Here is a 24,696-nt window from a genome sequence, read left to right on the forward strand (position 1 = left end):
ATACTCGGCAGCGCGGCGCGCGAAAGCGTTATCGGCCGGACCAGCGAACCACTGGGTGTGCTGGAGTTGACGTACGAGTCGGGGACCATCCGCGTAACGGGAGACCCCCCGTCGGACCTGCCCGGCGTCAAGTACGACCAGCGGTCACAGACAGGGCGAGCGCCGGCCTACCGGTACGCTGAACTGATTGCCGAACTCGATGAGCGTGGGGCTGCATATGAGGACCACATCGGTGCGTTCCCCTCGCTGTCGCTCTCGACGGCGTACGATCTCCGGGAGTACCAGCAGGCGGCACTGGACGCTTGGCGAGGGGCCGATGACAGAGGCTGTCTCGAATTACCGACGGGGAGCGGCAAGACCGTTATCGGCATCGCGGCGATGGTGGCGCTGGGGACACCGACGCTGGTCGTCGTCCCGACCATCGATCTGCTGGAGCAGTGGCAAGGCGAGCTACAGCAGGAGTTCGACCATTCCGTCGGCCGTATGGGCGGGGGCGAACAGCACGTCGAGGATATCACAGTGTCGACGTATGACTCGGCATATTTGCGGGCCGATGAACTCGGTGACCGGTTCGGGTTCGTCGTCTTCGACGAGGTTCACCACCTTGGCGGGGAGGGGTATCGGGACATCGCTCGGCTACTCGCTGCGCCGGCTCGACTCGGACTGACAGCGACGTTCGAGCGGCCGGACGGAGCCCACGAGGCCATCGAGGACCTCGTCGGCTCGCTCGTCCAGCGAGTCAGCATTGACGACTTAGCGGGAGAACACCTCGCGGACTACGATATCAAGCGACTCGAAGTTTCACTTACGCCGGACGAACGGGACCGTTACGAGGAGTATCAGGGGACGTTCACCGACTATCTCAAGCAGTCCAACATCCAGCTCCGGTCGGGCAGCGATTATCAGGAACTCGTGAAGCGGTCTGGCAACGATCCGGCGGCTCGCGAGGCGTTACTGGCGAAACAGCGCGCCCGCGAGGTGATGATGAACGCCCAGCGGAAGGTCGACCGGCTGGCGACGATTCTGGACCGCCACCGCGAGGACCGGATCATCGTCTTCACTGCCCACACCGACCTCGTGTACCGCCTCTCAGAGCGATTTCTCATTCCGGCGATAACGCACGAGACTGGCGCGAGCGAGCGCCGAGAGATCTTAGAGCGGTTCCGTGACGGAACGTATTCCCGGGTCGTGACGGCGAACGTCCTCGATGAGGGTGTTGACGTGCCAGACGCGAACGTCGCCGTCGTCCTCTCGGGCAGTGGCTCAGAGCGGGAGTTTACCCAGCGACTCGGCCGGATTCTACGGCCGAAAGCCGACGGCGGGCGGGCACTGCTGTACGAACTCGTGACCGAGGAGACTGCGGAAGAGCAGGTCGCTAGGCGCCGCAGATAGTGGGCGATGCGCATCGAGGCGGTCCCTGAGCCTGCCGATGGGATTGCCTGACTCCCTGTTTTTTGTCGCTCCGTCGCAGAAACACGCGTGTGCTGACGAAAGACCTCCTGCGGGTGTCTCGGGCAGGCGGCGGCTATCACCTGCAGTTCGCCGACACCGACGCCGAGCGACTTGCGGCCCGCGTGCTCGGCATCTACCAGGGCCACGTCGGCGAATCCCGCGAGACGCTGGAGGCAGCACTCGCGGATATAGAGCGTGAAGCCGACGATTTCAAGCTGGTCCGCGGGCTGGCGAAACTCGTCGAACGGGAGGCTACCTTCGAGACGCAAGCTCCGGTCGACCCCGTTCGCGCCCGTCGTCGGGTGTTCGAAGCCGCTGCGGACATCGGGGTCGTGAGCGAAGCCGAGCGCCAGCAAACACTCACCGAGGCAGCCGATCACTTCGGCACGGACGCCGCGACGCTGGCCGACGCGCTGTACGCCGACCGGGACTCGCGGCAGATCCTCACCGATGTCGACTCGCGCTGGGGACCGGCCGAACTGCGGACCCAGTACAATCTCTCGCTGGCACAGACAGCGCTGTTCGACGCGACGGGAGTACGAGTCCGCTCCTCCGAGCCGAAAGCGCTCATTTCTGCCGTCAAACGTCTCCGGCTGATGTACGAGATCCGCCGGACTGAGGCCGGTCGAGAAGTCGTCGTTACAGGACCGGACGCGCTGTTCTCGAACACACGCCGGTACGGGACCCGCTTCGCTCGTCTCCTGCGGACGGTCGCGACCGCGAGCGAGTGGGAGCTGGCGGCGACTATCGACGACCGGGGCACCGAGCGGCAACTCACGCTCTCGGACGCGGATGTCTCCGTGCCTGGTGTCGAGCCCGTAACGGAGGTAAGCTACGACAGCGGCGTCGAAGCCGACTTCGCCGGTCGGTTCGCCGCGCTGGACCTCGACTGGGACCTGATACGCGAACCGGAACCCCTTGCCGCGGGCGAACACGTCGTCATTCCGGACTTCGCCTTCGAGTGGCGGCCCGGCGCTGACACCGGTGTTCGTGATACTGGGCGTGGTGTGGAAGATTCGGATGAACCCGGCCATGACGACCCCTTCCGCGTCTTCTTCGAGATTATGGGGTTCTGGACGCCGGAGTACGTCGAAAAGAAACTCGCCCGCCTCGATGCGCTAGATGACATCGAGATGCTGGTCGCCGTCGACGAATCGCTCGGCGTCGGCGAGGAGATCGAAGCGACGGACAACCGGGCAATTCCGTACTCCGGCACGGTCAGCGTGAAAGACGTGCGGGACGCTCTGCGACCCTACGAGGAGCGACTCGTGCGTGAGAGCGTTGCGGAGATCCCCGACGAACTGCGGCCAGATGCCAAAGTAATCTCGCTCGCTGACCTCGCTGTGGAGTACGGTGTCAGCGAGGATGCGCTGGCAGACGTGGCCTTTCCAGCTCACGAGCGCGTCGGCCGCACGCTCGTAGACCCCGCTGTGCTTGATGAACTGGCCGAGGCAATCCAGCCCGGAATGGCCTACGAGACGGCGACCGACCAGCTTGCCGACTACGGTATCAAGGACGACAGCGCTGCACTCGCACGCCTCGGCTATCGCGTTGCTTGGGAAGGACTGGGTGAGGGGACAATCCAGCCACGGGAGTGAGCGGGCTGTGAGAAACGACGGGGAATCCGCTCCCAAGTACAGCGGATACCCACCGCAATGAAGGGAGTAACCGGCGTTCAGGCCGGTTCGTCAAGTTGCTCCTCGGAAGGCTGTCGCCGCCACTGTGGCGTTTCGAGGAAGAGTCGGAGCGGCCAGATGACGTAGTACAGCGGATGCAGCGGACCGGGGAGCGGGCAAAACTGGTATTCCGAGTACGTTGGGTGAAGCGACGAGTGCAACAGCAGGAATGGCACCAGCGCAGTTATCGAATCGCTGGCAGCCAGATAAAACCGGGCGGCTTCGAACTGCGTGGGCGCCTCTGTCGTCCCGGCAGCCAGCGACTCGACGACGGCGTCAGCTAATTCAGCGATGCGACCGTCCGTGCGAAGGCAGTCCAGTATCGGCGCTGGGAGGGCATACCCGAAGACGGCACGGACGAGCGCAGCCCCAAGCAGTAGATTCCGCTCAACGCCAGTTTCTCGTGCCCGGGCAAGGACGTGTGACCAGTCGGCATCTGCGGACTCCAGCGCCGCAACGAAGTCACAGAGCCACTTCAGGAGATACCAGCGGTGCTTGGTTCCGTGAAACGCCAACACGAGCAGCCGGTCTGACTGTGCAAGCGCCGGGAGTGGTTGGCCGCCGACCGCCACTGCGTCGCGGCGGTCCCAGAGTTCATCGAAGGGTGTTGAGAACGGCCGCTCGGCGTCGCCAACCCGCCAGCGAAGCTCAACGTCGAACTCCGGCCCTCGCATCTCGTACTCGTGAACGATTGCTTTCGTCACAGGACCGCCCAACAGTGCGGCGTCGTCCAACCGCGGCGTGCCCCCGCGCCACTCGTATCCTCGCTCTTCCAGAATATCCGCGGCAACGGGGATATCTTCCGGATGGACAAGCAGATCCAGGTCATTGTACTCACGCGCTGTTGCGTCGTCGTACGCAACGGCAGACAGCACCGGTCCCTTGAACGGCATTACGCGTACACCGCGTGTCTCGAAGCGCTCTAGTATCTCCTGTAGCTCGGCCGTGAACGCGAGATTTCGCATCCGTTTTCCCTGTACGATGCTGCTAAGTCGTGTCAACACGTCCGCTGGCACGGTGAACTCATCACCGCTCTCGCGTGCCATCATCTCCAGCCCCTCATAGAGGAGTTGCACGACGCCGTGATACCGGGCGAGTTCAACGACGCGGTCCCAGTCGGGCGTGTCATCCAGCGGGAGAGGCTCGGGGGAAGCGTCGGTGACAATTGCGGTCCGAGTACAGTTGAGCACCTCCTGAAGTTCGGGTTCAGCCTCCGTCAGCATGAATCGCTCTTGAGATCAGACTGAATCCTGGCTGCGACATCCCGAATCGTATCGAGACCTCGTGGCCGGCGAAGCCGTCTTATATTTGTCTTGTCGACGATCTCCCCGCAGGCGTCGAAGTTAGACACGGCCTGACCGTCGGCTTCCAGCGCGCCCAGCGTGTACGTGTTATTCACGAGCGCCATGATCTGCTCGTTCGGCCTGACTGATTCTACTTCGATTGTCTCGCCGTCTTCGAGGAGGTAGATGCGCTCTAACGGTACCGGAGTCGCGGGCTGGTCGTGCCTGAGCCCGTAGAAGTGTCGAGGGCGCCCGTCGTGGACCTGTTCCGGTGGTTCGACCGGGGGGTCGAACGCCTCAACTGCCTCCGGATCGAGTTTCATCGATGGGTAGCCGCTCCGGACAATCGGTCCTTCATCGTCCAGCGCTATCGCAGCCACGTCGTCGCTGAGGACACGGTGTCCGTCGAGCAGGCAGGCCATCGCAGTTGTCGTTTTTCCGACCCCCGACTCCCCGACGAACGCCACTGCACGCCCGTCGATGCTGATAGTACTGGCGTGCAGCACGAAGTAGCCCCGTTGATCCAGCAGGTGGTTCAACGCCGGGCCGACCAATACATGACGGAGCACTTCGCTGGGCACGCCCGCGGCCGGGTCCACAGCGATGGACGTGCCGTCGCAAATTCTGACCGTTGCGGCGTCGTATAGAAGGTAGTATTCGCGCTCGGTTACTGCGTGAAAAGTCGTCCCGGACGCAGCCGACAGTGGGCGGGGAATCCGTTCCTCGGTGATGGTGACATCAACTCGCCCGTCGGGCGCTGTCTCAGCGGGCGGAAGCTCCGGTACGTCGAAAGCCGAGCGGACCGTCAGGCCAAAGGCTTCGTACGTGGCTGCGTTTGTCGTCGCCATCCGGCTAGTTTCCTCCCTGCGTGGTTGTCCACCGATTCCATCTATGTTGAAACACACCCCATCTACGGCACCCCTGGTTCATAGCAGACCGCTTGACTGCTGTGGTGGATAAGAATGGGCTCTTTACTCCCAGCACATATCGATAGAACCGTCGCGGTGAATACACTGAACGTCGCCAGTGTCGAGTACCAATAAAAGAGAAGGCTGTTAGATATGTGAGCCGGCTGTGGACGTTAGCTCCACTTCCCGTATCCGTCGTCGTGGTCCCACCAGTTCGTTTTTTCCTCGACAGTTCCGTACGTTTCGACCGACGGCGTTTCGTATTCCTTCATGGGTTACCCCCGTCCCTGCTTTCAGATGTCGGTGTGTTTGTTATAGTATCTATTACTATTGAATTACTGCAGAATAGAGTGTTTACTATTCGTTAGCCACGTACTTCGCGTTCGGTGAGTGTTCGGAAACGCCCGAAGTCGTCGATATCTCCGATAAGGACATCGCCGTTCGATTCGATCCAAGCGTGTGCCTCGAACGTATCGGACTGCGGATCCACGCCGAAGCGGAGACGATGCGGCAGGTCGTTGGCGACCAGCAGTGTACTACCAGTGAGTGCTCTGTCGAGACAATCGTAGGTGCCCGGTAGACACGATCCTGCTGTCAGAACCGCCCAGCGGACAGACTCCGGTGACGCAGACTGTCGATGGCAGGGGAGAAACTGAGCGGCCGTACCGAAATATCGCTCCGCGTCCTCCAGCCCAGCGACTGCAAGCAGTACCTTGCTCGCAGCGATCAGTACCACTGCTTCACAGAGCAAGAGCTTCTGTCCCCGAGGCAACGCTCTGCACTCACGGAGTCGGGCTCGCATCGACATTGATGAGTTGCTCCCCGGCAAGCGTTTCCAGAAAGCGTTCCACGTCATTTGCCGCTCGGTTTCTGTCGACCTCGTACTCGCCGACCAGCGCCGAGACGATGTCCGCTGGCTCAGTCGGTTCCTGAATTCGCTCCCAGATATCCGGGCCGACTCCCGACAGGCCTTGATACCGCCCCGTCTCGTTGTTGAGCAACACGATTTCCCCGTCGATAGTCGTGGTGACACAGTTATCAGTTGCGACGACAGTCGATCCGGAATCTATTGCGACCATACGGATATCCGCGCTACTCGCACTATTTGTTATGGCCTCTTTTCATCCCCGCCGCAGCTCTAACTGCGGTAGACGTGCCCTTCGCTCCTGAACGACCCGGCCGTAGTAAGCCGGTAACTATGCCTCATAGAAACCGCATCCCGAACAATGGCTGCCACTCCCTCGGTCAGTGAAAAATACGCATCGTTGCGCCGCGTGGCGCTGTATCGGCCGGCGCTGACGGGGAGTATCGTCGCCGCCAGCCTCTTCGTGATGCTGCTGGAAGGCGTCGGCCTCTCGTTCCTGTTTCCGATACTCGACGCCGCACAGGCCGGCCAGGGCCTCCCGTTTCAGCCGGACGGCGTCACCGGCCAACTTCTTTCCGCGTACGCCGCTGCAGGACTGCCGCTCACACTCGAATTCCTGCTGGCCGGCCTCGCGTGCGTGATGGTCGTCCGGTACACGGCGTCGTTTACCGTGAAATGGCTCGCGGCGAAGCTCACACAGACGTACGAACGTGACCTCAAAGACCGGGCCTACGAACTGGCAATGGGCGCATCAGTTTCCTACTACGACAATAAGGGGTCCGACGACATCATGAACACGATTCTGACACAGACCCGCTACGCCGGGCGTGTCATCGGCCGGATTATCCAGTTCTTCCAGCAGGCAATCCTCTGTCTGGTGTATATCGGAATCGCGCTGGCTATCGCACCGATGCTGGCAGTCGGTTCTGCTGTCGCTCTCGGCGGTGTCACAGCGATCATCAGATACGGCATCGAGCCCGGGTACGCCGTCGGCGACCGTGTGGCGACGGCAAACGAACAGCTACAGGAGACAACACAGGCGGGGACGCAGGGTATCCGTGACGTGAAGCTGTTCGGCATGCGCGACGGGCTGCTTGCCGAGTTCCGGGCCACGCTCGACCGATACACTTCGACCAGCATCGCTGTTCGTCGGAATGAGGTCGCAATCGGCAGCTTCTATCGACTCTCGGTCTCGCTACTCCTATTCGGGCTCGTCTACGTTGCACTCCGTTTCCGGGCGCTGTCTATCCCGGAACTCGGCGTGTTCCTGTTCGCGATGCTCCGACTCGCGCCCCGACTGAGCTCGCTCAACTCCACCGTCTACGCTATCGAGGGAGAGCTACCACATCTGGTTCGAACGCACCAGTTCATCGACCGCCTCGAAGCCCAGCAGGAGCCGGCTGGCGGGCAGTCGGTCCCGAACCGAATCCGGCAGATCGCGTTCGAGAACGTCTCGTTTGCCTACGAAGACGAGCCAGTGCTTGCAGACTTCTCGATGACTGTCGAGCGAGGCGAGTTCATCGGTATCGTCGGCGAGTCCGGCAGCGGCAAGTCGACAGTCGTCTCGCTGCTCACTCGGCTCTATGCGGCGGATAGCGGTGACATCCTAGCGAACGGGACGCCGATTTCGACCTATGCCCTCGACGAATGGCGTGACGCCGTTGCGATGGTCCGACAGGACCCACATATCTTCAACGACACGTTACGGTACAACCTCACTGCCGGACGGGATATCTCCGACGAGACGCTCTACGAAGTCGCCGAGAAGGCCCTCGTTCTCGAATTTCTCGATGACCTCCCGCAGGGGCTCGACACGGTACTGGGCGACGACGGCGTGAAACTGTCTGGCGGGCAGCGCCAGCGCGTCGCACTGGCGCGAGCGCTGCTGACGGACGCAGAGATACTCGTGCTCGATGAGGCCACCAGCGACCTCGACTCGAATCTGGAACGGCAAATCCATCGAACCGTCGAGACGCTTGACGGAGACAAGACCGTGATCGCAATCGCCCACCGACTCTCGACCGTCTCCAACGCCGACCGAATATACACCGTCGAGGATGGGCGGGTAACGGAACGGGGGAGCCACGCCGAACTGCTCGACGACGACGGGACGTACGCGGAGTTGTACGCGATGCAAGGAACGGCAGCCGCGAAGTCTTCCAGCGGCTGAGCCGTTCTCGTCCAAGTGGTCGTACCGCCCTCTGTCAGACCTCTCGCCGCCGGCCCTTCGGGACCTGTGATCTGAGTTCGCCGTAGACGTACAGGCCGACGCCCACCGGTTCGGCCTCACCAGCAAGGTCGTGAGTGACGACGAGATACCCCCAGTCACCGTCCCAGTCGAGTTCCTGATCCTCGCCGGCCACGAACGCCCGGGCAGCGTCCGCATCGAGGTGGATGACGTTCTGGCTGGCGTGCTCGCCGAACCGCTGGACGGCTTCCAGCGTCGGCTTCCAGTGTTCCTGACGTGTCCGCAGGAACGTCATTCCCAGTCCTTCGATGTCGACTGGCGACGGCGGGCTGCCCTGATACAGCCACAGTTTGCCAGCACCGCGCTCCCAGAAGGTGTACCCCTCGAAGGTCTCCGGCGGGACGCCAAAGCGTTCAGCCCAGAAGTCGAGCACTTCCTGTCGGGTCGCTCGCACAGGGTCGTCGCGCGCTTCGTCCGTCTCTGGGAGTCGCGTGAACTCAGTGCTCTGGTCGCTCATTCTGCAGGCACCTCCAGTTTCGCACAGAAGAACCCGCCCGTATCGTTGTGATGCGGGTAGATGCGCTTGGCGTTGGTCACGCTCGGGTCGAAGCGCTCGTCCTGCCACTCGGTGATCCCCGAGGCGTGATCGAGCGGGAGGTCGTAGTCCACGATTTCACAGGCAACTTCGTCGAGCACGTAGTCCAGCACGGCCTCGTTTTCCTCCGGGGCGAACGTGCAGGTAGAGTAAACAACGGTTCCGCCGGGCTCGGTCACCTCGACAGCTCGTTTGAGGATACCCTTCTGCACGCCGGAGATGCCTTCGACGTGCGAGAGCGACCAGTCCTCCAGCGTATCCGGGTTCTTGCGAATCGTCCCCTCACAGGAACAGGGGACGTCGACGAGCGCCCGGTCGTATCCCTCGCCGCCGAAGGGCTTGAGCGAGTGGTTGCGGCCGTCCTCGTGGGTAACGGCCACCGTCGTCGCCCCCAGCCGCTCAGTGTTGGTCCGTAGCGCCGAGATACGTCCGAGATTGTTGTCGGTTGCGACGACTTCGCCGGTATCCCCCATCAGCGCGGCGAGCTGGGTCGTCTTGCTCCCCGGTGCCGCACAGGCGTCCCAGACTCGCTCACCGGGCTCGGGGTCCAGCACGGTCGCCGGAATCACGGACACTTCCTCTTGCCCGTGAATCCAGCCGTGGAAGTACGGCCAGTTCGCGCCCGGTGAATCTTCGGGCAGGACGAACAGACCGTCGTGCCAGTCGACGGGGTCGTAGGCGATGTCTGCATCCGCGAGCGCCGTCCGGACCCGCTCGACGGTGGCTTTGATCGTGTTGACCCTGACAGCCGACGGCAGCGGGCGTTCACACGCGTCGATGAACGCCTCGAAGTCGTCGATGATGGGTCGGTAGCGGTCGAGTGGTTCCATTGTCCGGCGTTCGCTGGCGGTCGGTTTGTGGGTTTCGAACGGCACCGGCCCATGGCTTTCAAGCCGCCGGCGGTCGATACCACAAGTATGGCACACATACAGGTCCACCGCGACGACATCTCCCTCGACTCCCCGACACTGGTCGAGGGGCTCCCGGGCGTCGGCCTCGTCGGCAAGATAGCCGCTGACCACCTCGTCGATGTCTACGGCATGGAGTACTATGCGTCGGCACACTGCGAGGGATTGCCAGAAATCGCCGTGTACGGGACGGACGACCCGGAGGTTCGCCCACCGGTCCGGCTGTACGCGGATGAGGATCGCGACCTGCTCGTCCTCCAGAGCGATGCACCGATTTCCCCATCCGGCGCGAAGGAGTTCGCCAGCTGTATGGTCGGCTGGTTCGAGTCCAGCGACGCGACGCCGATCTATCTCAGCGGCCGCCCTGCCGAGAAAGACGGGGTTCCGGCCGTGTACGGCATTTCGACGGGCGACGGAGCGGCGATGCTTGAGGGAGCGGACGTAAATCCGCCCTCTGAGAACGGCGCGATTACCGGGCCGACCGGCGCGCTGGTCCACGAATCACAGCGAACTGGGCTGACGAGCGTCGGACTTATCGTCGAAGCCGACCAGCAGTTCCCCGACCCGGAAGCGGCGCGGGCACTGCTCCAGACAGGCATCAGTCCACTAACTGACTTCGAGATCGACACCGAGGCGCTGGTCGAGCAGGCCGAGGAAATCGGGCGCGCCAAGGCACAGCTCGCACAGCAACTGCAGGAGAATCAAGAGGAGAGCACGAGCGCACGGCCGCTCGGGATGTATCAGTAATGGCGGGCGCAGACGACATCGTTCGCGGGTTACTGGTCATAGCTATCGTCGGTATCGGGACGATCCTGGGGTGGGTGCTGTTTGTCAGGACACCTGACAACCTTGCCCAGTTGCTCGGCGTCCTGCTGGTCGTCGCTGTCGCCGTCGCCACTGCCCGTATCGGCAGTAACATCGCCGGCTCCCTCCTCCCAGCACACAACGTCGCGGAGGTCGCCGTCGAAGGGCCGATCAGCCGTGACGGCGGTGGTGGCATCACCAGTCCGCCGGTCGGTGCCTCCGCCGATGACATCGTCGAACAGATCGAACGCGCTGATTCCGACCGAGGTTCAGAGGCACTGCTCCTGAAGCTGAACACGCCGGGCGGGGAAATCGTCCCCAGCGAGGACATCCGTATCGCCGCCGAGCAGTTCGACGGGCCGACCATCGCCTACGCGACGGATGTCTGTGCCAGCGGCGGCTACGACATCGCCGCCGGCTGCGACGAGCTGTGGGCGCGGGATGGCTCAATCGTCGGGTCCATCGGCGTCGTCGGCTCGCGGGTCAACGCCAAGGAACTGGCCGACCGCCTGGGCCTCTCCTACGAGCAGTTCACCGCCGGTGAGTACAAAGACGCCGGCGTCCCGCTGAAGGAAATGTCCGAAGACGAGCGCGAGTACCTGCAGGGCATCGTCGACGACTACTACGACCAGTTCATCGACACTGTGGCCGAAGGCCGCGAGATGGACGCCGAGACGCTCAAAGACACCGAAGCGCGCATCTTCCTCGGCGATGAGGCGGAAGAACGCGGGCTCGTCGACCGACTCGGCACGCGAGACGATGTCGAGGCGAGCTTGGAGCAACGGCTGGGCGAGGATGTGACGATCAAGGAATACGAGCCCGAGCGCGGATTGACGGGCAAGCTCCGTGGGGGCGCACAGCAGGTCGCCTTCGCGCTGGGCGCGGGCATCGCCGGCGTCGCCGACGGGGATATCGAGGGCCTCTCCTTCCGGCGATAGCTCGGGAGGTTTTTTATTCGGGGACCGCCTTCGCCGTAGTGTGACTACGCTGGTGGTGTGTATCGACAGGGACAGCCCGGCCACAGCGGCGTGTCCCGTCGTCGGCCGCGACGCCGTCGAGGCACTCATCACCCAGACAGGCGTCGTTGACCCGGAAGACAGCCGAGTCAACTGCCTCCTCGAAGGGCTCGCAGTCGCGGATGAACTCAAAGCCGAGGAGTCTGCGCCGGTCCTCGCCGTCGTCGGTGGCGGGAGTGACAGCGTCGGCTCGGACCGGGAGATCGCCAGCCAGATCGACAGTCTGGTCGCCGAGCACGACCCGGACTCCGCGGTCGTCGTCGTCGACAGCGCCGACGACGAGCGGCTGGTCCCCATCATCGAGAGCCGCGTTCAGGTGGATGCCGTCGACCGCGTTGTCGTCCGTCAGGCCCGCGACATCGAGTCGACGTACTACCTGCTCAAACAGTTCCTGGCCGACGAGGAACTGCGCAAGACGGTGCTGGTCCCCGTCGGCATCATCATGCTCGCGTTCCCGCTGTTGCTCGTCGTCACCAGCCCGACCATCGCCGTCGGCGCTATCGCGGCCGCCATCGGCGTGTTCCTCATCTACAAGGGACTTGGTATCGACGCGTACCTCTCGCGACTCCCCGGCCAGACCCGGGAGGCGCTGTACTCAGGGCAGGTGTCGCTCGTGACCTACGTCGTCGCCGCCGGCCTCTCGCTCGTCGGCGTCTTCGCCGGCGTGCTGGGCGTTTCTGCGGTCGGCGATATCAGTCCCTTCCTGCTTGCGAACCGTTTTGCCTTCGCGTCCGTCCCATGGCTGACCGGCGCGGCGCTGGCCGCCTCGCTGGGCCGTCTGCTGGACGAACTCATCCAGCAAGAGGGGGTCCGGAGCGCGTACGTGAACCTTCCGTTCGGTGCGGTCGCGGTCGGGCTCGTTGTTCGCGGCTTTTCTGCGTACTTTCTTGAACGCGGTGGCGTGTTCGAGCCGTTTCAGGTGCCGGAGACGAACCTCAGCATCGTACAGATTCAGGGGTTCTCGCTGGATGCAGGGACCCGCCTCGGGCTGTTCATCCTCGCGGGCATCCTCATTAGCCTCGTCGGCGTCCGGGTCGCAACCTACGTCAGCCATACCGATATCGAGGACGAACTGGTGGAATAGACAGCGATTTACGCCGCCGACGGCTACCGGTGGCTATGACAGACGGCGCGTGGGTTTCGCTGTTCTCCGGCGGCAAAGACTCCTCGTGGGCGCTGTACCGGGCACTGGAACGGGGCCACCCCGTCGAACGCCTGGTGACGGTCCACCCGGAGGGCGACTCCTACATGTACCACGTTCCGGCGACACGACTGGCTCGCCTGGCTGCCGAGAGTATCGGTATCCCACTGGTCGAGGTCGAACCTGATGACTTCGAGGCCGACGACGTGCCTGACTCGGGCGAGCAGGGCGACGCCGAACTCGAACCGCTGGAAGAAGCACTGCGTGAACTCGACGGTGAACTGGACGGCGGCATCACCGGCGTCACCGCAGGCGCTGTCGAAAGCGAGTACCAGACGACCCGCATCGAATCGATGGCCGACCGCCTCGAAGCCAACGTGTTCGCGCCGCTGTGGCAGGAAAACCCCCGCGACCTCGCCGACGCAATGTTGGACGCCGGCTTCGAGATTCGGATTATCCGCGTTGCCGCCTACGGCCTCGACGAGTCCTGGCTGGGTCGCACGCTCGACGCCGACGCGCTCGACGAACTGGAGGCACTCAACGAGGAGTACGGCGTCCACATCCTCGGCGAAGGTGGAGAGTTCGAGACGCTCGTCACCGACGGGCCACACATGGACCGCCGAATCGAACTTGAGTACGAGACAGAGTGGGATGGCAGTCGCGGGACGCTCCAGATTGAAGACGCGTGGCTGGCGTGAGTCGATTTCGGACCGGGCGGGAGTGAGCAACGCGAACGAGCGACCGGCTTTTTAGCGGAGATTTTTCATCGAGTGGTGCCCGCAGGGCCACCGGCCCGAGGACACCCGACGATGAAAAAGGTACGACGGTACAGATCGAAGACGCGTGGCTGGCGTAATCAGGAAAGACAAAACGGCTGGGCGGGACTAATCGCCGTTGGTCAACTGTGTGTGTGCGCCGATGAGCGCACCGGCGAGGTCCAGACTCTCGACTTGCGTGTCGCGGTCGATAATCGACTGGCGGATGTCCGAATCGATGATGGTCGTGTCCGGGAACACGATGGTCCCGTCGAGGCTGGAGTTGACGATTTCCGCCCCCGAGAGGATGTGAACGTTCTCGCCGAGCGTGGTGTTCTCGATGGTGGCGTCCTCCGCGACGACGTTGTCCCCGTCCAGTTCCCACGCGACGGCCTCCAGATAGCTCTCGGGCGTCCCGATGTCGTACCAGGCGTCGTCAAACGTGAACGCACGGACCGGCCCGTCATCGACGAGCCACTGGATGAACCAGCCGGGTTCGTCGGGGTTGTTTCCGTCTTCGAGGTACTCGTCGAAGCGAATCGCATCCGCCGGGAACGCGTAGCAGGCAATCGAGACGAGCGTGCTGTTGGGGTCGTCGGGCTTCTCTTGGAAGTCCGTGACTTCCTCGCCGTCGAGTTCGATGAGGCCGTAGGAGCTGGCCTTTTCGAGGGACCCAACATCATAGGCGGCGAGCGTGGGGTCGTCGTACTGTTCGAAGTAGTCGATGAACTCCGCGATGTCGAAGCTGATGAGGTTGTCGCCGGCAATGACGAGCAGGTCTTCATCGCCGAGCCCTTCGCGGTCGACCAGTTGGGCGAGCGCGCCGACGACCCCGAATTTCTCGTCTTCCTCGGCGGTTTCTTCGACGGTCAGCGACGGCTTTTCGAAACTGCTCGCGGCGATGTGGTCCCGGAAGTCGTCGGCAAACCGCTGGTTCGTACTGACGAACACGTCAGTGATGCGATCGTCCTCCTCTAATTCCCCGAGAATCCGATCGATGACGGTCGTTTCACCGACAGGGAGCAGCATCTTGGGCCGGTGCTTGGTGACAGGCCAGAGCCGGGTGGCGTACCCGCCTGCGAGGACAATCGCTTTCATGTCCGGAAGCAGACAACCAGAATACAAGTTCTTTTTCATCGGCTGGACCACGGCACTTATCGGTGCCCCGGAGTACAACCCCGTATGACTGACGACGCCGACGGCCCTGAGACTGGGGCGGGAGATGCGAACCTCACGGAGAAGATCAACCAGACGAACGTCGACGAGCGTATTTCGAGCCTGGAAGCGGCCTACGACGAGGTTCCGGTCACCGAGGAGACCTTCGAGCTATCGCCCGACGAATACGCCGACGTGTTCGCTGCGACACGCGGGACTGGGTACTCCGGGAACAGCGTCGTGTTCGTCACCCGAGACGGCTCAGAGTTCCCGGAGCTAAGTGACCAGATACCAGAGCAGGCGGCCGGCGATACCCGCGACCGTGTCCTGCTGGTGCTTGGGCGCGGCGCTGACATGTGGGCGCTGCCCGGCGGCGGCAAGGGGGGCGAGTACGAGTCGGTCCAAGGGACTGCCGTGCGCCGTGTCAACGAACAGACTGGCATCCGCTGTACGGTCACCGGCGTCGCGGAGGTCGTTCACTCGAAGTACTATCCGGACACCGATGCACAGGGGTCGGTGCACACGCTAGACATCTTCCTCGAAGCAGAGTACAAGAAGGGGAGCCTCGACGTGGACGAGTCTGAACTCGTCGGCGCGGCGTGGTTCGCGGAGCCGCCGGACCGCCTGACCCCCGGGGCTGAAGACCGGTTCGCGGCCTTCCTCGGCGACGAGTGACTCCGGAATCCGGGGGCTCTCCGTTAGTGTTCGACTAGCTCCACGAGCACCCCGCCAGTCGTTTTCGGATGGAGGAACGCCACGTCGTGCCCCCACGCGCCCGGCCGTGGCTCCTCGTCTATGAGGTCGATGCCGCAGTCACTAACGGTCTCTAGCGCGGTGGCGATATCGTCTGTCTCCAGAGCCACGTGATGGATGCCCGGCCCATTGCTGTCGAGATATCTGGGAATCGCGCCGTCGGCGTCTGGCAGCGGTTCTAGCAGTTCGAAGTAGCCGTTGTCCATCTCCAGAAACGTCACCTGTAGCCCGTCGAACGTCTCCTCATGGACGACCGGTGTCTCAAACGCATCGGCGAACAGTTCTGCGAGCGGGGCGGCGTCGTCGGTCGCGATGCCGGCGTGATCGAAGCGCATGGACGGCCGTACACCGGGATGGCTTATAATTCTGGGAGCACGGAGGACTGGAAAAATAGGCAATATCCGCGTCTCGACCGAGCCTACATTGACGAACCGGGCTGGTACTCGCCGAACACGTCCCGGAGCACGTCGCACACCTCGCCGGTCGTGGCGTAGACTTTCACGGCATCAATGATGTAGGGCATGACGTTCTCGTCGCCCTCGGCGGCCTGTCGGAGCGCGTCGAGTTTCGCCTCGACGGCCTCCTCGTCGCGCTCCTCCCGAACCGTAGCGACGTTGTCCTGCTGGGCCTGCTCGACCGCTTCGTCGACCTCTTCGATGTCCTGCTCGCCCTCTTCTTCGACCTGATACTCGTTGACGCCGACGATGATGCGTTCGCCAGCTTCCTGTTCGCGCTGGCGCTCGAAGGCCACGTCCTGAATCTGGCGCTGAACCCACTGTTCCTCGATGGAGCGGCGCATCCCGCCGCGTTCGTCGACCTCCTCGATGAGTTCACGGGCCTCGGCTTCGAGTTCGTCGGTCAGTGATTCGACGTAGTAGCTTCCGGCCAGCGGGTCGATGGTGTCCGCTGCGCCAGACTCGTGGGCGAGAATCTGCTGGGTCCGCAGTGCAGTTCTGACAGACTGCTCTGTCGGCAGGCCGATGGCCTCGTCCTTGCCGTTGGTGTGGAGGCTCTGCGTTCCGCCCAGGACCGCCGCGAGAGCCTGGTAGGAGACGCGGACGACGTTGTTCTCGATCTGCTGGGCGGTCAGCGTCGAGCCAGCGGTCTGGGTGTGGAACTTCAGTTGCTTGGACTTGGGGTTCTGTGCGTCGAAGCGCTCGTCCATGATTTTCGCCCAGAGTCGACGCGCTGCCCGGAACTTCGCCACTTCCTCGAAGATGTTGTTATAGGAGGCAAAGAAAAAGGAGAGCTGCGGGGCGAACTCGTCCACGTCCAGCCCGGCCTCGATAGCGGCCTCCACGTACTCGATGCCGTCACCGAGGGTGAACGCGATCTCCTGGGCGGCCGTCGAGCCGGCCTCGCGGATGTGATACCCGGAGATAGAGATGGTGTTGAACTTCGGCGTCTCGGCGGCACAAAACTCGAAGATGTCGGTGATGAGCCGCATTGACGGCTCCGGCGGGTAGATGAACGTGTTCCGTGCGATGTACTCCTTGAGCACGTCGTTCTGGATGGTCCCGCGAAGCTCCTCGCGGTCGACGCCCTGCTTGTCGCCGACAGCGATGTACATCGCCAACAGCACCGACGCGGGGGCGTTGATGGTCATACTCGTCGAGACCTCGTCCAGCGGGATGCCATCGAACACAGTCTCCATGTCGTCCAGCGAGTCGATGGCGACGCCGGTTTTGCCAACTTCGCCGGCGGCCATCGCGTGGTCGGAGTCGTAGCCCATCTGCGTGGGGAGGTCAAACGCCATCGAGAGCCCGGTCTGGCCCTGGTCGAGCAGGTAATTGAACCGCTCGTTGGTCTCCGTCGCGGTCCCCATCCCGGCGTACTGGCGCATTGTCCAGAGGCGGCCCCGATAGCCGGTCGGATACACGCCGCGGGTGTAGGGCTCTTGGCCGGGGAAACCCAGATCCTCTTCGTAGTCGAGATCCGAGATGTCTTCAGGTGTGTACAGGCGGTCTACCTCGTGCCCTTCGGTGTCCGTGGTGAACGTCTCCTTGCGTTCGCCAAAGCGATCGACGGTGGGCTGGACATCGTCTTCCTCCCACTGAGCCTTCGACTCCCGTATCTCCTCCAGCTCGTCGGGGTCAAACATGGACGGACTGTCGGACGGCGGAGGCTTAAGGGTTCTTAAATCCTTCACGATTTGTAATCCTCACCCCGCGGGGATTCACGGCGCGCTGTTCCGAGGTGGGTTTATATCGTCGGTCTCTACCGAGGACGTATGCCAATCGAACCGGGAGACGGCGTCACCATCGAGTACGTCGGCCGCTTCGAGGACGGGAGCGTCTTCGATACGTCACGTCCCGAAGTCGCCAGGGAGCACGGACTCATGGAGGCACAGGGTGTCGAGGCGAGCGAGTACGCACCGCTTTCCTTCACCGTCGGTGCAGGGGAGATCATCGAAGGGATCGACGAGGCGCTCGTCGGCATGGCCGCGGGTGAGGAGGCCACCGTCACGGTGCCCCCAGAGAAAGCCTACGGCGAGTTCCAGTCCGACCGCATCCGCGAGTACGACCCCGAGACGTTCGAGGGCATGGTGGGAAAAGAGCCGGAAGTCGGAATCCACGTCGAGGCCGAAAACGGGCTTCACGGGGATGTGACTGCCGTCCAAGACGATGCTGTTGAGGTGGATTTCAACCACGAGCTGGCCGGTAAGACACTCGTGTTCGACATCGAAGTCGTCGACATCCGGTAGTGAATCCGCCGTCGACAGCTGATCAGTCGCCCGTGTCGTACTTGTAGGTCGCTTCGTCGGGATCGATACCGAAGTCCTCGGGACCCTCCTCGGGCTCTGGCTCCTCGGGTTCCCCGGCACTGGCCTGCTTGAATCGCTTGCGGAGGTGGCCGGGCACTTCGAAGCGGTCGGCGGTAACCCGGAGCGGCACCGCATCCGGCTGGATGTTCTCCTGCTTAGTCGCGAGTCGGTCCCGGAGTGGGTCAGGCAACTGGGCCGGCTCGATGCGTTCGAAACCGAACTGCGCGAGGTACTCCGAGGCGTTCGTCAGCGAGTAGACGGTGTCGAACCCCTCGTCGCCCGCGTACTCGACCAGGCGCTCGATGACGTGGGCACCGACGCCCTGATTGCGCCATTCGGGCAGGACGCCGATGCTGGTCAGTTCACAGACTGGCTCGTCGCCGCCCTTGTGGATACGGATGCGGCCGAAACCCGCTTTTTTGTGACTCTCCTCGTCGATAGCGACGACGTAGTCCCGGGATCTGAAAGCCGTCTCGTCCAGCCCCATCTCTTCGATACGGTCGAGCAACCAGACTTCCTCGCGGTTTTTGGCATCCCGGACGTACATGCTCTAAACTTGACTGCCGCAGTCAAAAGGGTTTGCGGCGTGATTGAGACGGGAGACGACCTGGTTGAGAGGCAACCACTAAGACAGTCCAACATGATTGATTACCCATGATCTCGCTCGAGATGGACATGGTCCAGTACGACTGTCCGTACATCGATACGACACGGGACTACGAGGTGTCGTTCCTGGCCAAGCAGTGGGATTTCCACCCTGTCGAGCGGGAGCTTGAGACGCGGATCATGGTCAACGGCGCGGACCGTGAGGAACTAGATCGCGGGCTGAACGCACTGGAGACCCACGATCACATGGAATCCTACCAGCTCCTTCGTCGGAAGGATGATCTGGCGCTCATCCGCTCGCGCATCGACGAGACGAACGCGATGAGCGTCATCCGCGACCACAGCGGCTACATCACCGGCCCGTTCCGCATCCGGGACGGGTCCGAGATCTGGCACGTCGGCTTCGACACCGAGCGGGTCGCGGAGGGAACCCTGTCGGAACTCGAACGGGACAACGACTACACGATCCGATCCCGCGAGTCGGTCGATCTGGAGGACTACTACGACCTGCTACAGAACATCGACTCGGCAAAGCGGCTGGTCGACGGCTGTCGAGAACTGTCGGAAGTAGAACGAGACACACTGGAGAAAGCCGTCGAAGGCGGCTACTTCGACACGCCCCGGGACGCGACGCTCTCCTCCCTCGCCGAGGAGTTCGACGTGTCGAAGATGGCTATCTCGAAGAACCTCCGGCGCAGTCAACGGAAGATACTCGACCGCGTCACGACGGCGATGAATGACGTGACCGAGTAAGACTGGTTCAGCGTTGCCCTGTCGCTACTCCGCGCCGCTGCCCTGCATCAGCTTCTGGATCTCCTCGTCGGCTGCCAGTTCCTCGGGGTCGCCGCTAGCGATGATATCCCCACGCTCGATGACATAGAGTCGGTCCACGACCTCGGGGACGTGCGTGACGTTGGACTCCGCGATGAGTACCGCGATATCCTGGTCGTTGATGGCCCGGATGTACCGTTTGAGGTTCTCAACGACGACCGGCGCTAATCCCTCCAGCGGTTCGTCGAGAATGAGCAGATCGGGCTGGAGCGCCAGCGCCCGGCCGATGGCGACCATCTTGGCCTGGCCGCCGCTGAGGTTCTGAACCTTCGCGTTCCGGCGGTCATCGAGTTCAGTGAGCACGTCGTAGACGCTCTCGATGACCGCGTCCTCGTCGTCGATACCGCGGGCCTTTCCGCTGGTCCAGATCGGGAGCCGGAAGTTCTCGTCGACGGTCATCCCGGTGAACAGCTTCCGGTCCTCGGGCTGGTAGCCGATGCCCCGCTTAGGGATCAGCTCCGAGCGGATGCTAGTCAGCTCCTCACCGCGGAACGTGACTGAGCCGCTCCAGACTGGTGTCAGGCCCATGATGCCGCGGAAGGTGCTTGTCTTGCCCGCCCCGTTGCGGCCGACCAGCCCGACCGCCTCCCCGGCGTTCACGTCGAGGTCGATGTCCTCGGTCACCTGAAACCCCTCGACGGCAGCGTTGAGGCCGCGAACGGACAGCAGCGGTTCGCTACTCATCGTCGCCCACCCCCAGCAGGAGCCGCCGGAGTTCGTCGTCGGTTTCGAGCATCGTCGGCGGGCCGACCCCGTGGACAGTTCCCTGATGCAGTGCGACGACGCGGTCGGCGTACTCCGTGACGATGTCCATATCGTGTTCGATGGTTACCGTCGTAACGCCCTCGGCTCGGCCGACCTCGACAATCGTCTCGATGACGTACTCCTTTTCGCGGGTCGACACGCCCGAGGTCGGTTCGTCGAGCAGGAGGTAGTCCGGGTCGAGGCCGAACGACATCGCCACGTCGAGCAGTTTCCGGTCGCCGTGGGGGAGCTCCTCGGCGACGGTGTCAGCCGCGTCTTCGAGCCTGAACTTCTCGACCAGTTCCTCTACCTGTGACTCGACCTCTTCGTGGCCGTCAGCCATGGAGAACAGGCTCCAGGTCTTGCCCTGTTCGGTCAACACGACCGTCCGGAGGTTCTCACGGACGGTCATCTCCTCGAACACCTTGACGACCTGGAAGCTCCGGGCGATGCCGGCATCGACGCGCCCGTTGGCCGACATGCCGGTGATGTCGTCGCCGTCGAGGACGATGGACCCCTCGTCCGGCGAGAGGAACCCAGTCAGCAGGTTGATAAATGTCGTCTTCCCGGCCCCGTTCGGGCCGACGATGAAGACGAGTTCGCCCTCCTCCTTACCGAACTCGAGCGTGATGTCGTCAGTTGCGACCAGTTCACCGAAGGACTTCCGTAGATTGCGTGCTTCGAGCATATCAATCGACTCCGAAGAGGATTATCCGCAGGCTGGTCAGCGCCGCTGTCACCTTCCGTTCTATCGACTGCGCGGCGCTCCGGCTCCACGTCGAGAGGACGGACGGTTCTCTGCGCAGCTCGCTGAGCCGCGCGTTGACGATGCCGCCAGACCGGAGCGACCCGACGATCCCCCGCGGGAACCCGTACACTAGTATCAGCAGCACAACGCCGGTCAGGAACTCGTAGTACTGGGTGATATCCTGGCCCACGTCCTGCAGGAAGACGAGGACGACACCGCCGATGAGCGGGCCGACAAGCGTCCGGAACCCGCCCAGAATCGCCATGAACAGGATGTCGCCCGACCGGAGGAAAAACAGCGTCCCCTCCGGACGGACGTACTGGCGGACGACGGCGTACAGCCCGCCCGCGACGCCGCCGTAGATGCCCGAGATGACGAACGCGGCCCAGACGTACCGCCGGACCGGCAGACCGATGAACCGCGCCCGGGTCCGTTCCTGCCCGATGGCGTCCAGGGCGTTGCGGAACGGCGACTGCGTGATGCGGTACATCACGAACAGGCCGATGAGGATGACGACCACTGTCAGGTAGTACGTCAGAATTTGGTACACATCGGGGCTGAACGCAGTCCCGAACAGGAGCGGCTGGTTCGCCGGCCCCGGCCGAATCGGGAGTCCGTCGCTCCCGCCGAGTGCGCTCTGACCGAGTGCGATGGCGTACAGGAGTTGGCCGAAGGCCAGCGTCAGGAGGGCGAAGTACAGCCCGGTGTGTCGCAGCGACAACACCCCGATGATGGCCGCCATCACCGTCGCGGCGGCGATGGCTCCGAGCAACAGCAGCCCGACGCTCTGGACACCGGCGTAGCGCGCGAGGACCGCGGTCGCGTACGCGCCGGTGCCGAAGAAGGCCGCGTGGCCGAACGAGGTGAGCTTCGTGTGCCGAAGCAGGAGGTTCAGCCCGACCGCCGCAAAGCCAAACAGCAGGCCCTGATGGATGACGCTAAGCTGGAGGCTGTCGGAAAGGCTCGCGATGTCGGGGATGACGAACAGGAACACGACCCCCAGGACGAGGAATGCTGCTTCTCGTCGCGTTACTTCGACTCCGAGGAAGCGATACGCCGGCGTTCCGTCGCGGTCGACGCGCTCCGGCATCACGCCGTCTCACCCCACGTCCCGAACAGGCCCTCTGGCTTGACCAGCAGAATGAGCGCCATGATGGCGAACGGGGCCGCGATCTCGCCCGGCGGGTACAGCGTAATCATCCAGCTCCGGATGACACCGACGAGGAGTGCGCCGACAAACGCCCCGCGGAGGCTGCCGAGGCCGCCGATGACGATAACGACGAAGGAAAGCACCAGCGGATTGGTGCCCATCTCCAAGGTCGCCGACGTCGGCGGCACCGCCATTGCACCGGCGAAGCCGGCGAGGAACGCGCCCAGCGCGAACACGAGCGTGAACACGCGGTCGGTGCTGACGCCGATGGCGGTCGCCATCTCGCGATCGATGGCCGTCGCACGGATGATGCGGCCGGTCTTCGTCCGTTCGAAGAACCAGAACAGCCCCGCGACGACGGCCGAGCCGACGAGGATGACGAACACGTTGTAGCTTGGGTAGTTCAGCCCGACGAGTTCGCTCGTTGGAATCGAGTTGATTGCGCTGTAGACGGCATCTGTCCGGATCGAGCTGTCCCCCCAGATGAACTTCTTCACGTCGAGGAGGATGAGCAGGAGGGCGAAGGTCAACACCAGCTGGTACACCTGGTCGCGGTCGTAAATCTGGCGCAGGAACACCGCCTCGAAGAGGGTGCCGACGGGGAGGAGGATCGCCGCCGTCACAAGCACGGCGGCGAGGACCGCGAGGACGAACACGGCGGTGCCGACGACGCCGCCACCCGGCGGGCCGATGATGCCGATGATAAACCCGAACACGCCGATGGCGGTGTACGCGCCCAGTGAGAACAGTTCCCCGTGGGCGAGGTTCAGAACGTCCAGAATCCCTAGGATGACGGTCAGTCCCGAGGCGATCATGAACAGGATGAACCCGAACTGGATGCCGTTGAGCGTCTGGACGAGCGCGGCTGTGGGTGTTACGGCCATGGCTCGGTATCAGGCGCTCCAGCTGTCCAGCCAGTCGCTGCCGGTGACGCCCGGCGGCGGTGCCGTCTCGGTGGCGGCGTAGACGTTCACGTCGTCGAGCCTGGCCGCGCCGAGGTCGTCGTCGTACACCATCTGCCCGGCGAAGGAGTTCGACGACCCCTGATGATCCTCGGCCATGTTGTGGTAGCCGGCCGGCGTGAAGAAGCCGTGTCCCTCTAGGATCTGCGCGATTTGCTCTTGGCTGGGGTAGGTACCAAGTAGGTCGATGCCCTTCTCGACGGCCGTCGCCCAGGCGGTGACCGCTCCGTACCCGCTCATGTAGTGCGCCGTCGGGACCGACACCCCCTCCTGCTGTGTCGCGGCGTCGAACAGGTCGCGGCCGGGCTGCCAGTTGCCAAGCGCCGGCAGGCCCCAGTAGTAGTTCCGCGACCCGGAGTAGATGTCCGTCCCGGCCAGTGCATCGCCCGGCACGTCCCCGGCGGCGCTGTACAGCGTCGTGCCGAACACCGTCGTGTTCTCGAACATGTCGTTGGCGTTGGCCTGCCGGACGAACGTCGTCACGTCGCCGCCCCACAGGCTGGAGAATGTCACATCCGGTTCCTCGTTGTTGATCGAGGTGATGTGGTTCGCCATGTCGCTGGCTCCGAGTTCCGGGAACCCCTCGTAGACAACTTCTGCGCCAGTGAGTTTCTGAATGGCCTGTGTAAACACCCGCATCTCGTCCTCGCCGAAGGAGTAGCCGGGGTTGACCCCGGCAACGGTCGAGATGTTGTCCGCGCCGATGCGCTCGACGGCCTCCCGGGCCATCGTCACCACTTCCATGATGTCGTAGTTCTGGAAGCGGAAGGAGTAGGTCGGATCGGGGACGGTTTCCTCGTAGAGCGTCGTCACCGTCCCGTCAGTACTGACGTTGATGACCTCGTTTTTCTCGACTTCAGGAGCGATCTGGCTGTGTGTGCCACTAGAGATGGGGCCGAAGGTGACCTCTTTCCCCTCTTCGATGAACTGGTTGTAACTGTCGAGCGGGTTCGACCCCTCGTTGACCACGTCCAGTTCGATCTCGCGTTGCCCGCCGATACCGCCCGCCTCGTTGATGCGCTGGACGGCGAGTTCGGCTCCACGCTGGGCCTGAATCCCGAGGACGCCCGGTGCGCCGCGGGTGAAGGTCAACAGCCCGGCCTGTATCGGCTCGTCGGAAATTTCGCCACCGGACTGCCCACCCTGGTCCGCCGCCTCGCCGTCGCTCAGCAGCGTCGAGCAGCCAGCGAGCGCTGCGGCGACGGCTGAGCCGCCGACGGCGGAGAGCAGTTGTCGCCTGCCGATACCTTCGCTGTCATGGTCCGTTATCGTTCGTTTCATAGGTGTGTCCCAATACGCCCCGGACGAGTCCGAGGAGGCTGGTCACGCGGTGTGTGCCACGCTCACAGGGATGACTGAGTCTTCCGACGTAACCCACGAATAACGAGAGGT

25 protein-coding genes are annotated in these 24,696 nt (G+C 63.2%); 10 read left to right on the top strand and 15 right to left on the bottom strand.

Annotated elements, in window-relative coordinates:
• Positions 1 to 57 precede the first annotated feature (57 nt).
• Both ACYJ11_RS13190 and ACYJ11_RS13195 read left to right on the top strand, forming a co-directional pair.
• The gene (locus tag ACYJ11_RS13190) at positions 58 to 1,392 is read left to right on the top strand and encodes a DEAD/DEAH box helicase family protein (RefSeq protein ID WP_461648106.1); all 1,335 of its coding nucleotides are present in this window, start codon (positions 58 to 60) and stop codon (positions 1,390 to 1,392) included.
• Between the two features lie 89 nt (positions 1,393 to 1,481).
• Complete coding sequence (locus ACYJ11_RS13195) at positions 1,482 to 3,050, top strand: DUF790 family protein (protein WP_461648107.1); 1,569 nt, start codon at positions 1,482 to 1,484, stop codon at positions 3,048 to 3,050.
• Positions 3,051 to 3,127: 77 nt separating this feature from the next.
• On the opposite strand, the gene ACYJ11_RS13200 is transcribed toward ACYJ11_RS13195, so the two are convergent.
• The 4 genes from ACYJ11_RS13200 to ACYJ11_RS13215 form a co-directional block, all read right to left on the bottom strand.
• Entirely contained in the window at positions 3,128 to 4,351 is a 1,224-nt protein-coding gene (locus tag ACYJ11_RS13200) for a nucleotidyltransferase domain-containing protein (RefSeq protein ID WP_461648108.1), read from the bottom strand.
• Entirely contained in the window at positions 4,345 to 5,259 is a 915-nt protein-coding gene (locus tag ACYJ11_RS13205) for a hypothetical protein (RefSeq protein ID WP_461648109.1), read from the bottom strand. The genes ACYJ11_RS13200 and ACYJ11_RS13205 overlap by 7 nt, the downstream gene beginning before the upstream one ends.
• Before the next feature lie 424 nt (positions 5,260 to 5,683).
• Positions 5,684 to 6,127 (bottom strand): lasso peptide biosynthesis B2 protein, encoded by a 444-nt coding sequence (locus ACYJ11_RS13210; protein WP_461648110.1) that lies wholly within the window; start codon positions 6,125 to 6,127, stop codon positions 5,684 to 5,686.
• Positions 6,102 to 6,398, bottom strand: a complete 297-nt coding sequence (locus ACYJ11_RS13215; RefSeq protein WP_461648111.1) for a PqqD family protein — start codon at positions 6,396 to 6,398, stop codon at positions 6,102 to 6,104. Before ACYJ11_RS13215 ends, ACYJ11_RS13210 begins: the two co-directional genes overlap by 26 nt.
• 147 nt (positions 6,399 to 6,545) lie before the next feature.
• Between ACYJ11_RS13215 and ACYJ11_RS13220 the strand changes: the two genes are divergently transcribed.
• Positions 6,546 to 8,354: an ABC transporter ATP-binding protein gene (locus ACYJ11_RS13220; protein WP_461648112.1), complete on the top strand. Its 1,809-nt coding sequence runs from the start codon at positions 6,546 to 6,548 to the stop codon at positions 8,352 to 8,354.
• Between the two features lie 34 nt (positions 8,355 to 8,388).
• On the opposite strand, the gene ACYJ11_RS13225 is transcribed toward ACYJ11_RS13220, so the two are convergent.
• Complete coding sequence (locus tag ACYJ11_RS13225) at positions 8,389 to 8,889, bottom strand: DUF7122 family protein (protein WP_461648113.1); 501 nt, start codon at positions 8,887 to 8,889, stop codon at positions 8,389 to 8,391.
• On the bottom strand, positions 8,886 to 9,797 hold the full coding sequence (locus ACYJ11_RS13230; RefSeq protein WP_461648114.1) for an RsmB/NOP family class I SAM-dependent RNA methyltransferase: 912 nt from the start codon (positions 9,795 to 9,797) through the stop codon (positions 8,886 to 8,888). The genes ACYJ11_RS13225 and ACYJ11_RS13230 overlap by 4 nt, the downstream gene beginning before the upstream one ends.
• A gap of 51 nt (positions 9,798 to 9,848) precedes the next feature.
• Here ACYJ11_RS13230 and ACYJ11_RS13235 point away from each other — a divergent pair, with 51 nt between their 5' ends.
• The 4 genes from ACYJ11_RS13235 to ACYJ11_RS13250 are packed head-to-tail and all read left to right on the top strand — an operon-like array spanning position 9,849 to position 13,534.
• Positions 9,849 to 10,622: a proteasome assembly chaperone family protein gene (locus ACYJ11_RS13235; RefSeq protein WP_461648115.1), complete on the top strand. Its 774-nt coding sequence runs from the start codon at positions 9,849 to 9,851 to the stop codon at positions 10,620 to 10,622.
• A complete protein-coding gene (sppA, locus tag ACYJ11_RS13240; protein WP_461648116.1) occupies positions 10,622 to 11,617 on the top strand; it encodes a signal peptide peptidase SppA in 996 nt (331 codons plus the stop codon). The genes ACYJ11_RS13235 and sppA overlap by 1 nt, the downstream gene beginning before the upstream one ends.
• Before the next feature lie 40 nt (positions 11,618 to 11,657).
• A complete protein-coding gene (locus ACYJ11_RS13245) occupies positions 11,658 to 12,779 on the top strand; it encodes a DUF373 family protein (RefSeq protein ID WP_461648117.1) in 1,122 nt (373 codons plus the stop codon).
• 35 nt (positions 12,780 to 12,814) lie between these two features.
• Entirely contained in the window at positions 12,815 to 13,534 is a 720-nt protein-coding gene (locus tag ACYJ11_RS13250) for a diphthine--ammonia ligase (RefSeq protein WP_461648118.1), read from the top strand.
• A gap of 186 nt (positions 13,535 to 13,720) precedes the next feature.
• On the opposite strand, the gene ACYJ11_RS13255 is transcribed toward ACYJ11_RS13250, so the two are convergent.
• Positions 13,721 to 14,689 (bottom strand): sugar phosphate nucleotidyltransferase, encoded by a 969-nt coding sequence (locus ACYJ11_RS13255; RefSeq protein ID WP_461648119.1) that lies wholly within the window; start codon positions 14,687 to 14,689, stop codon positions 13,721 to 13,723.
• Positions 14,690 to 14,773: 84 nt separating this feature from the next.
• On the opposite strand from ACYJ11_RS13255, the gene ACYJ11_RS13260 reads away from it, so the two are divergent.
• Complete coding sequence (locus ACYJ11_RS13260) at positions 14,774 to 15,421, top strand: NUDIX hydrolase (protein ID WP_461648120.1); 648 nt, start codon at positions 14,774 to 14,776, stop codon at positions 15,419 to 15,421.
• 23 nt (positions 15,422 to 15,444) lie between these two features.
• Here the strand turns inward: ACYJ11_RS13260 and mce are convergent, their stop codons facing one another.
• Positions 15,445 to 15,834, bottom strand: a complete 390-nt coding sequence (mce, locus tag ACYJ11_RS13265) for a methylmalonyl-CoA epimerase (protein ID WP_461648121.1) — start codon at positions 15,832 to 15,834, stop codon at positions 15,445 to 15,447.
• Positions 15,835 to 15,917: 83 nt separating this feature from the next.
• Positions 15,918 to 17,600 (bottom strand): acyl-CoA mutase large subunit family protein, encoded by a 1,683-nt coding sequence (locus tag ACYJ11_RS13270; protein ID WP_188976772.1) that lies wholly within the window; start codon positions 17,598 to 17,600, stop codon positions 15,918 to 15,920.
• 129 nt (positions 17,601 to 17,729) lie between these two features.
• Here ACYJ11_RS13270 and ACYJ11_RS13275 point away from each other — a divergent pair, with 129 nt between their 5' ends.
• Positions 17,730 to 18,203, top strand: coding sequence for an FKBP-type peptidyl-prolyl cis-trans isomerase (locus tag ACYJ11_RS13275; protein WP_461648122.1), 474 nt, complete (start codon positions 17,730 to 17,732; stop codon positions 18,201 to 18,203).
• A 22-nt stretch (positions 18,204 to 18,225) separates the two neighbouring features.
• Here ACYJ11_RS13275 and ACYJ11_RS13280 read toward each other — a convergent pair whose 3' ends face one another.
• Positions 18,226 to 18,810 (bottom strand): GNAT family N-acetyltransferase, encoded by a 585-nt coding sequence (locus ACYJ11_RS13280; RefSeq protein WP_461648123.1) that lies wholly within the window; start codon positions 18,808 to 18,810, stop codon positions 18,226 to 18,228.
• A 107-nt stretch (positions 18,811 to 18,917) separates the two neighbouring features.
• Here ACYJ11_RS13280 and ACYJ11_RS13285 point away from each other — a divergent pair, with 107 nt between their 5' ends.
• Positions 18,918 to 19,622: a helix-turn-helix domain-containing protein gene (locus ACYJ11_RS13285; RefSeq protein WP_461648124.1), complete on the top strand. Its 705-nt coding sequence runs from the start codon at positions 18,918 to 18,920 to the stop codon at positions 19,620 to 19,622.
• Positions 19,623 to 19,646: 24 nt separating this feature from the next.
• Here the strand turns inward: ACYJ11_RS13285 and ACYJ11_RS13290 are convergent, their stop codons facing one another.
• Genes ACYJ11_RS13290 through ACYJ11_RS13310 form a run of 5 tightly spaced genes read right to left on the bottom strand, consistent with a single transcriptional unit; the run spans position 19,647 to position 24,585 of the window.
• On the bottom strand, positions 19,647 to 20,384 hold the full coding sequence (locus tag ACYJ11_RS13290) for a branched-chain amino acid ABC transporter ATP-binding protein (protein ID WP_461648125.1): 738 nt from the start codon (positions 20,382 to 20,384) through the stop codon (positions 19,647 to 19,649).
• Entirely contained in the window at positions 20,377 to 21,132 is a 756-nt protein-coding gene (locus ACYJ11_RS13295; protein WP_188976782.1) for an ABC transporter ATP-binding protein, read from the bottom strand. Before ACYJ11_RS13295 ends, ACYJ11_RS13290 begins: the two co-directional genes overlap by 8 nt.
• Before the next feature lies 1 nt (position 21,133).
• Positions 21,134 to 22,282 carry a branched-chain amino acid ABC transporter permease gene (locus ACYJ11_RS13300; RefSeq protein WP_461648126.1) on the bottom strand — a complete coding sequence of 383 codons (1,149 nt, stop codon included), beginning with the start codon at positions 22,280 to 22,282 and terminating at the stop codon, positions 21,134 to 21,136.
• The gene (locus ACYJ11_RS13305; RefSeq protein WP_461648127.1) at positions 22,282 to 23,226 is read right to left on the bottom strand and encodes a branched-chain amino acid ABC transporter permease; all 945 of its coding nucleotides are present in this window, start codon (positions 23,224 to 23,226) and stop codon (positions 22,282 to 22,284) included. Before ACYJ11_RS13305 ends, ACYJ11_RS13300 begins: the two co-directional genes overlap by 1 nt.
• 9 nt (positions 23,227 to 23,235) lie before the next feature.
• Positions 23,236 to 24,585 (bottom strand): ABC transporter substrate-binding protein, encoded by a 1,350-nt coding sequence (locus ACYJ11_RS13310; RefSeq protein WP_461648128.1) that lies wholly within the window; start codon positions 24,583 to 24,585, stop codon positions 23,236 to 23,238.
• Between the last annotated feature and the right edge of the window lie 111 nt (positions 24,586 to 24,696).

The organism is Haloarcula sp. H-GB5, assembly GCF_054850705.1.

Coding starts and splice junctions, on each gene's coding strand:
- ACYJ11_RS13200 (WP_461648108.1), bottom strand. CDS start 4,351: ATGCTGACGGAGGCTGAACCCGAACTTCAGGAGGTGCTCAACTGTACT.
- ACYJ11_RS13205 (WP_461648109.1), bottom strand. CDS start 5,259: ATGGCGACGACAAACGCAGCCACGTACGAAGCCTTTGGCCTGACGGTC.
- ACYJ11_RS13210 (WP_461648110.1), bottom strand. CDS start 6,127: ATGTCGATGCGAGCCCGACTCCGTGAGTGCAGAGCGTTGCCTCGGGGA.
- ACYJ11_RS13215 (WP_461648111.1), bottom strand. CDS start 6,398: ATGGTCGCAATAGATTCCGGATCGACTGTCGTCGCAACTGATAACTGT.
- ACYJ11_RS13220 (WP_461648112.1), top strand. CDS start 6,546: ATGGCTGCCACTCCCTCGGTCAGTGAAAAATACGCATCGTTGCGCCGC.
- ACYJ11_RS13225 (WP_461648113.1), bottom strand. CDS start 8,889: ATGAGCGACCAGAGCACTGAGTTCACGCGACTCCCAGAGACGGACGAA.
- ACYJ11_RS13230 (WP_461648114.1), bottom strand. CDS start 9,797: ATGGAACCACTCGACCGCTACCGACCCATCATCGACGACTTCGAGGCG.
- ACYJ11_RS13235 (WP_461648115.1), top strand. CDS start 9,849: ATGGCTTTCAAGCCGCCGGCGGTCGATACCACAAGTATGGCACACATA.
- sppA (WP_461648116.1), top strand. CDS start 10,622: ATGGCGGGCGCAGACGACATCGTTCGCGGGTTACTGGTCATAGCTATC.
- ACYJ11_RS13250 (WP_461648118.1), top strand. CDS start 12,815: ATGACAGACGGCGCGTGGGTTTCGCTGTTCTCCGGCGGCAAAGACTCC.
- ACYJ11_RS13255 (WP_461648119.1), bottom strand. CDS start 14,689: ATGAAAGCGATTGTCCTCGCAGGCGGGTACGCCACCCGGCTCTGGCCT.
- ACYJ11_RS13260 (WP_461648120.1), top strand. CDS start 14,774: ATGACTGACGACGCCGACGGCCCTGAGACTGGGGCGGGAGATGCGAAC.
- mce (WP_461648121.1), bottom strand. CDS start 15,834: ATGCGCTTCGATCACGCCGGCATCGCGACCGACGACGCCGCCCCGCTC.
- ACYJ11_RS13270 (WP_188976772.1), bottom strand. CDS start 17,600: ATGTTTGACCCCGACGAGCTGGAGGAGATACGGGAGTCGAAGGCTCAG.
- ACYJ11_RS13275 (WP_461648122.1), top strand. CDS start 17,730: ATGCCAATCGAACCGGGAGACGGCGTCACCATCGAGTACGTCGGCCGC.
- ACYJ11_RS13280 (WP_461648123.1), bottom strand. CDS start 18,810: ATGTACGTCCGGGATGCCAAAAACCGCGAGGAAGTCTGGTTGCTCGAC.
- ACYJ11_RS13285 (WP_461648124.1), top strand. CDS start 18,918: ATGATCTCGCTCGAGATGGACATGGTCCAGTACGACTGTCCGTACATC.
- ACYJ11_RS13290 (WP_461648125.1), bottom strand. CDS start 20,384: ATGAGTAGCGAACCGCTGCTGTCCGTTCGCGGCCTCAACGCTGCCGTC.
- ACYJ11_RS13295 (WP_188976782.1), bottom strand. CDS start 21,132: ATGCTCGAAGCACGCAATCTACGGAAGTCCTTCGGTGAACTGGTCGCA.
- ACYJ11_RS13300 (WP_461648126.1), bottom strand. CDS start 22,282: ATGCCGGAGCGCGTCGACCGCGACGGAACGCCGGCGTATCGCTTCCTC.
- ACYJ11_RS13305 (WP_461648127.1), bottom strand. CDS start 23,226: ATGGCCGTAACACCCACAGCCGCGCTCGTCCAGACGCTCAACGGCATC.
- ACYJ11_RS13310 (WP_461648128.1), bottom strand. CDS start 24,585: ATGAAACGAACGATAACGGACCATGACAGCGAAGGTATCGGCAGGCGA.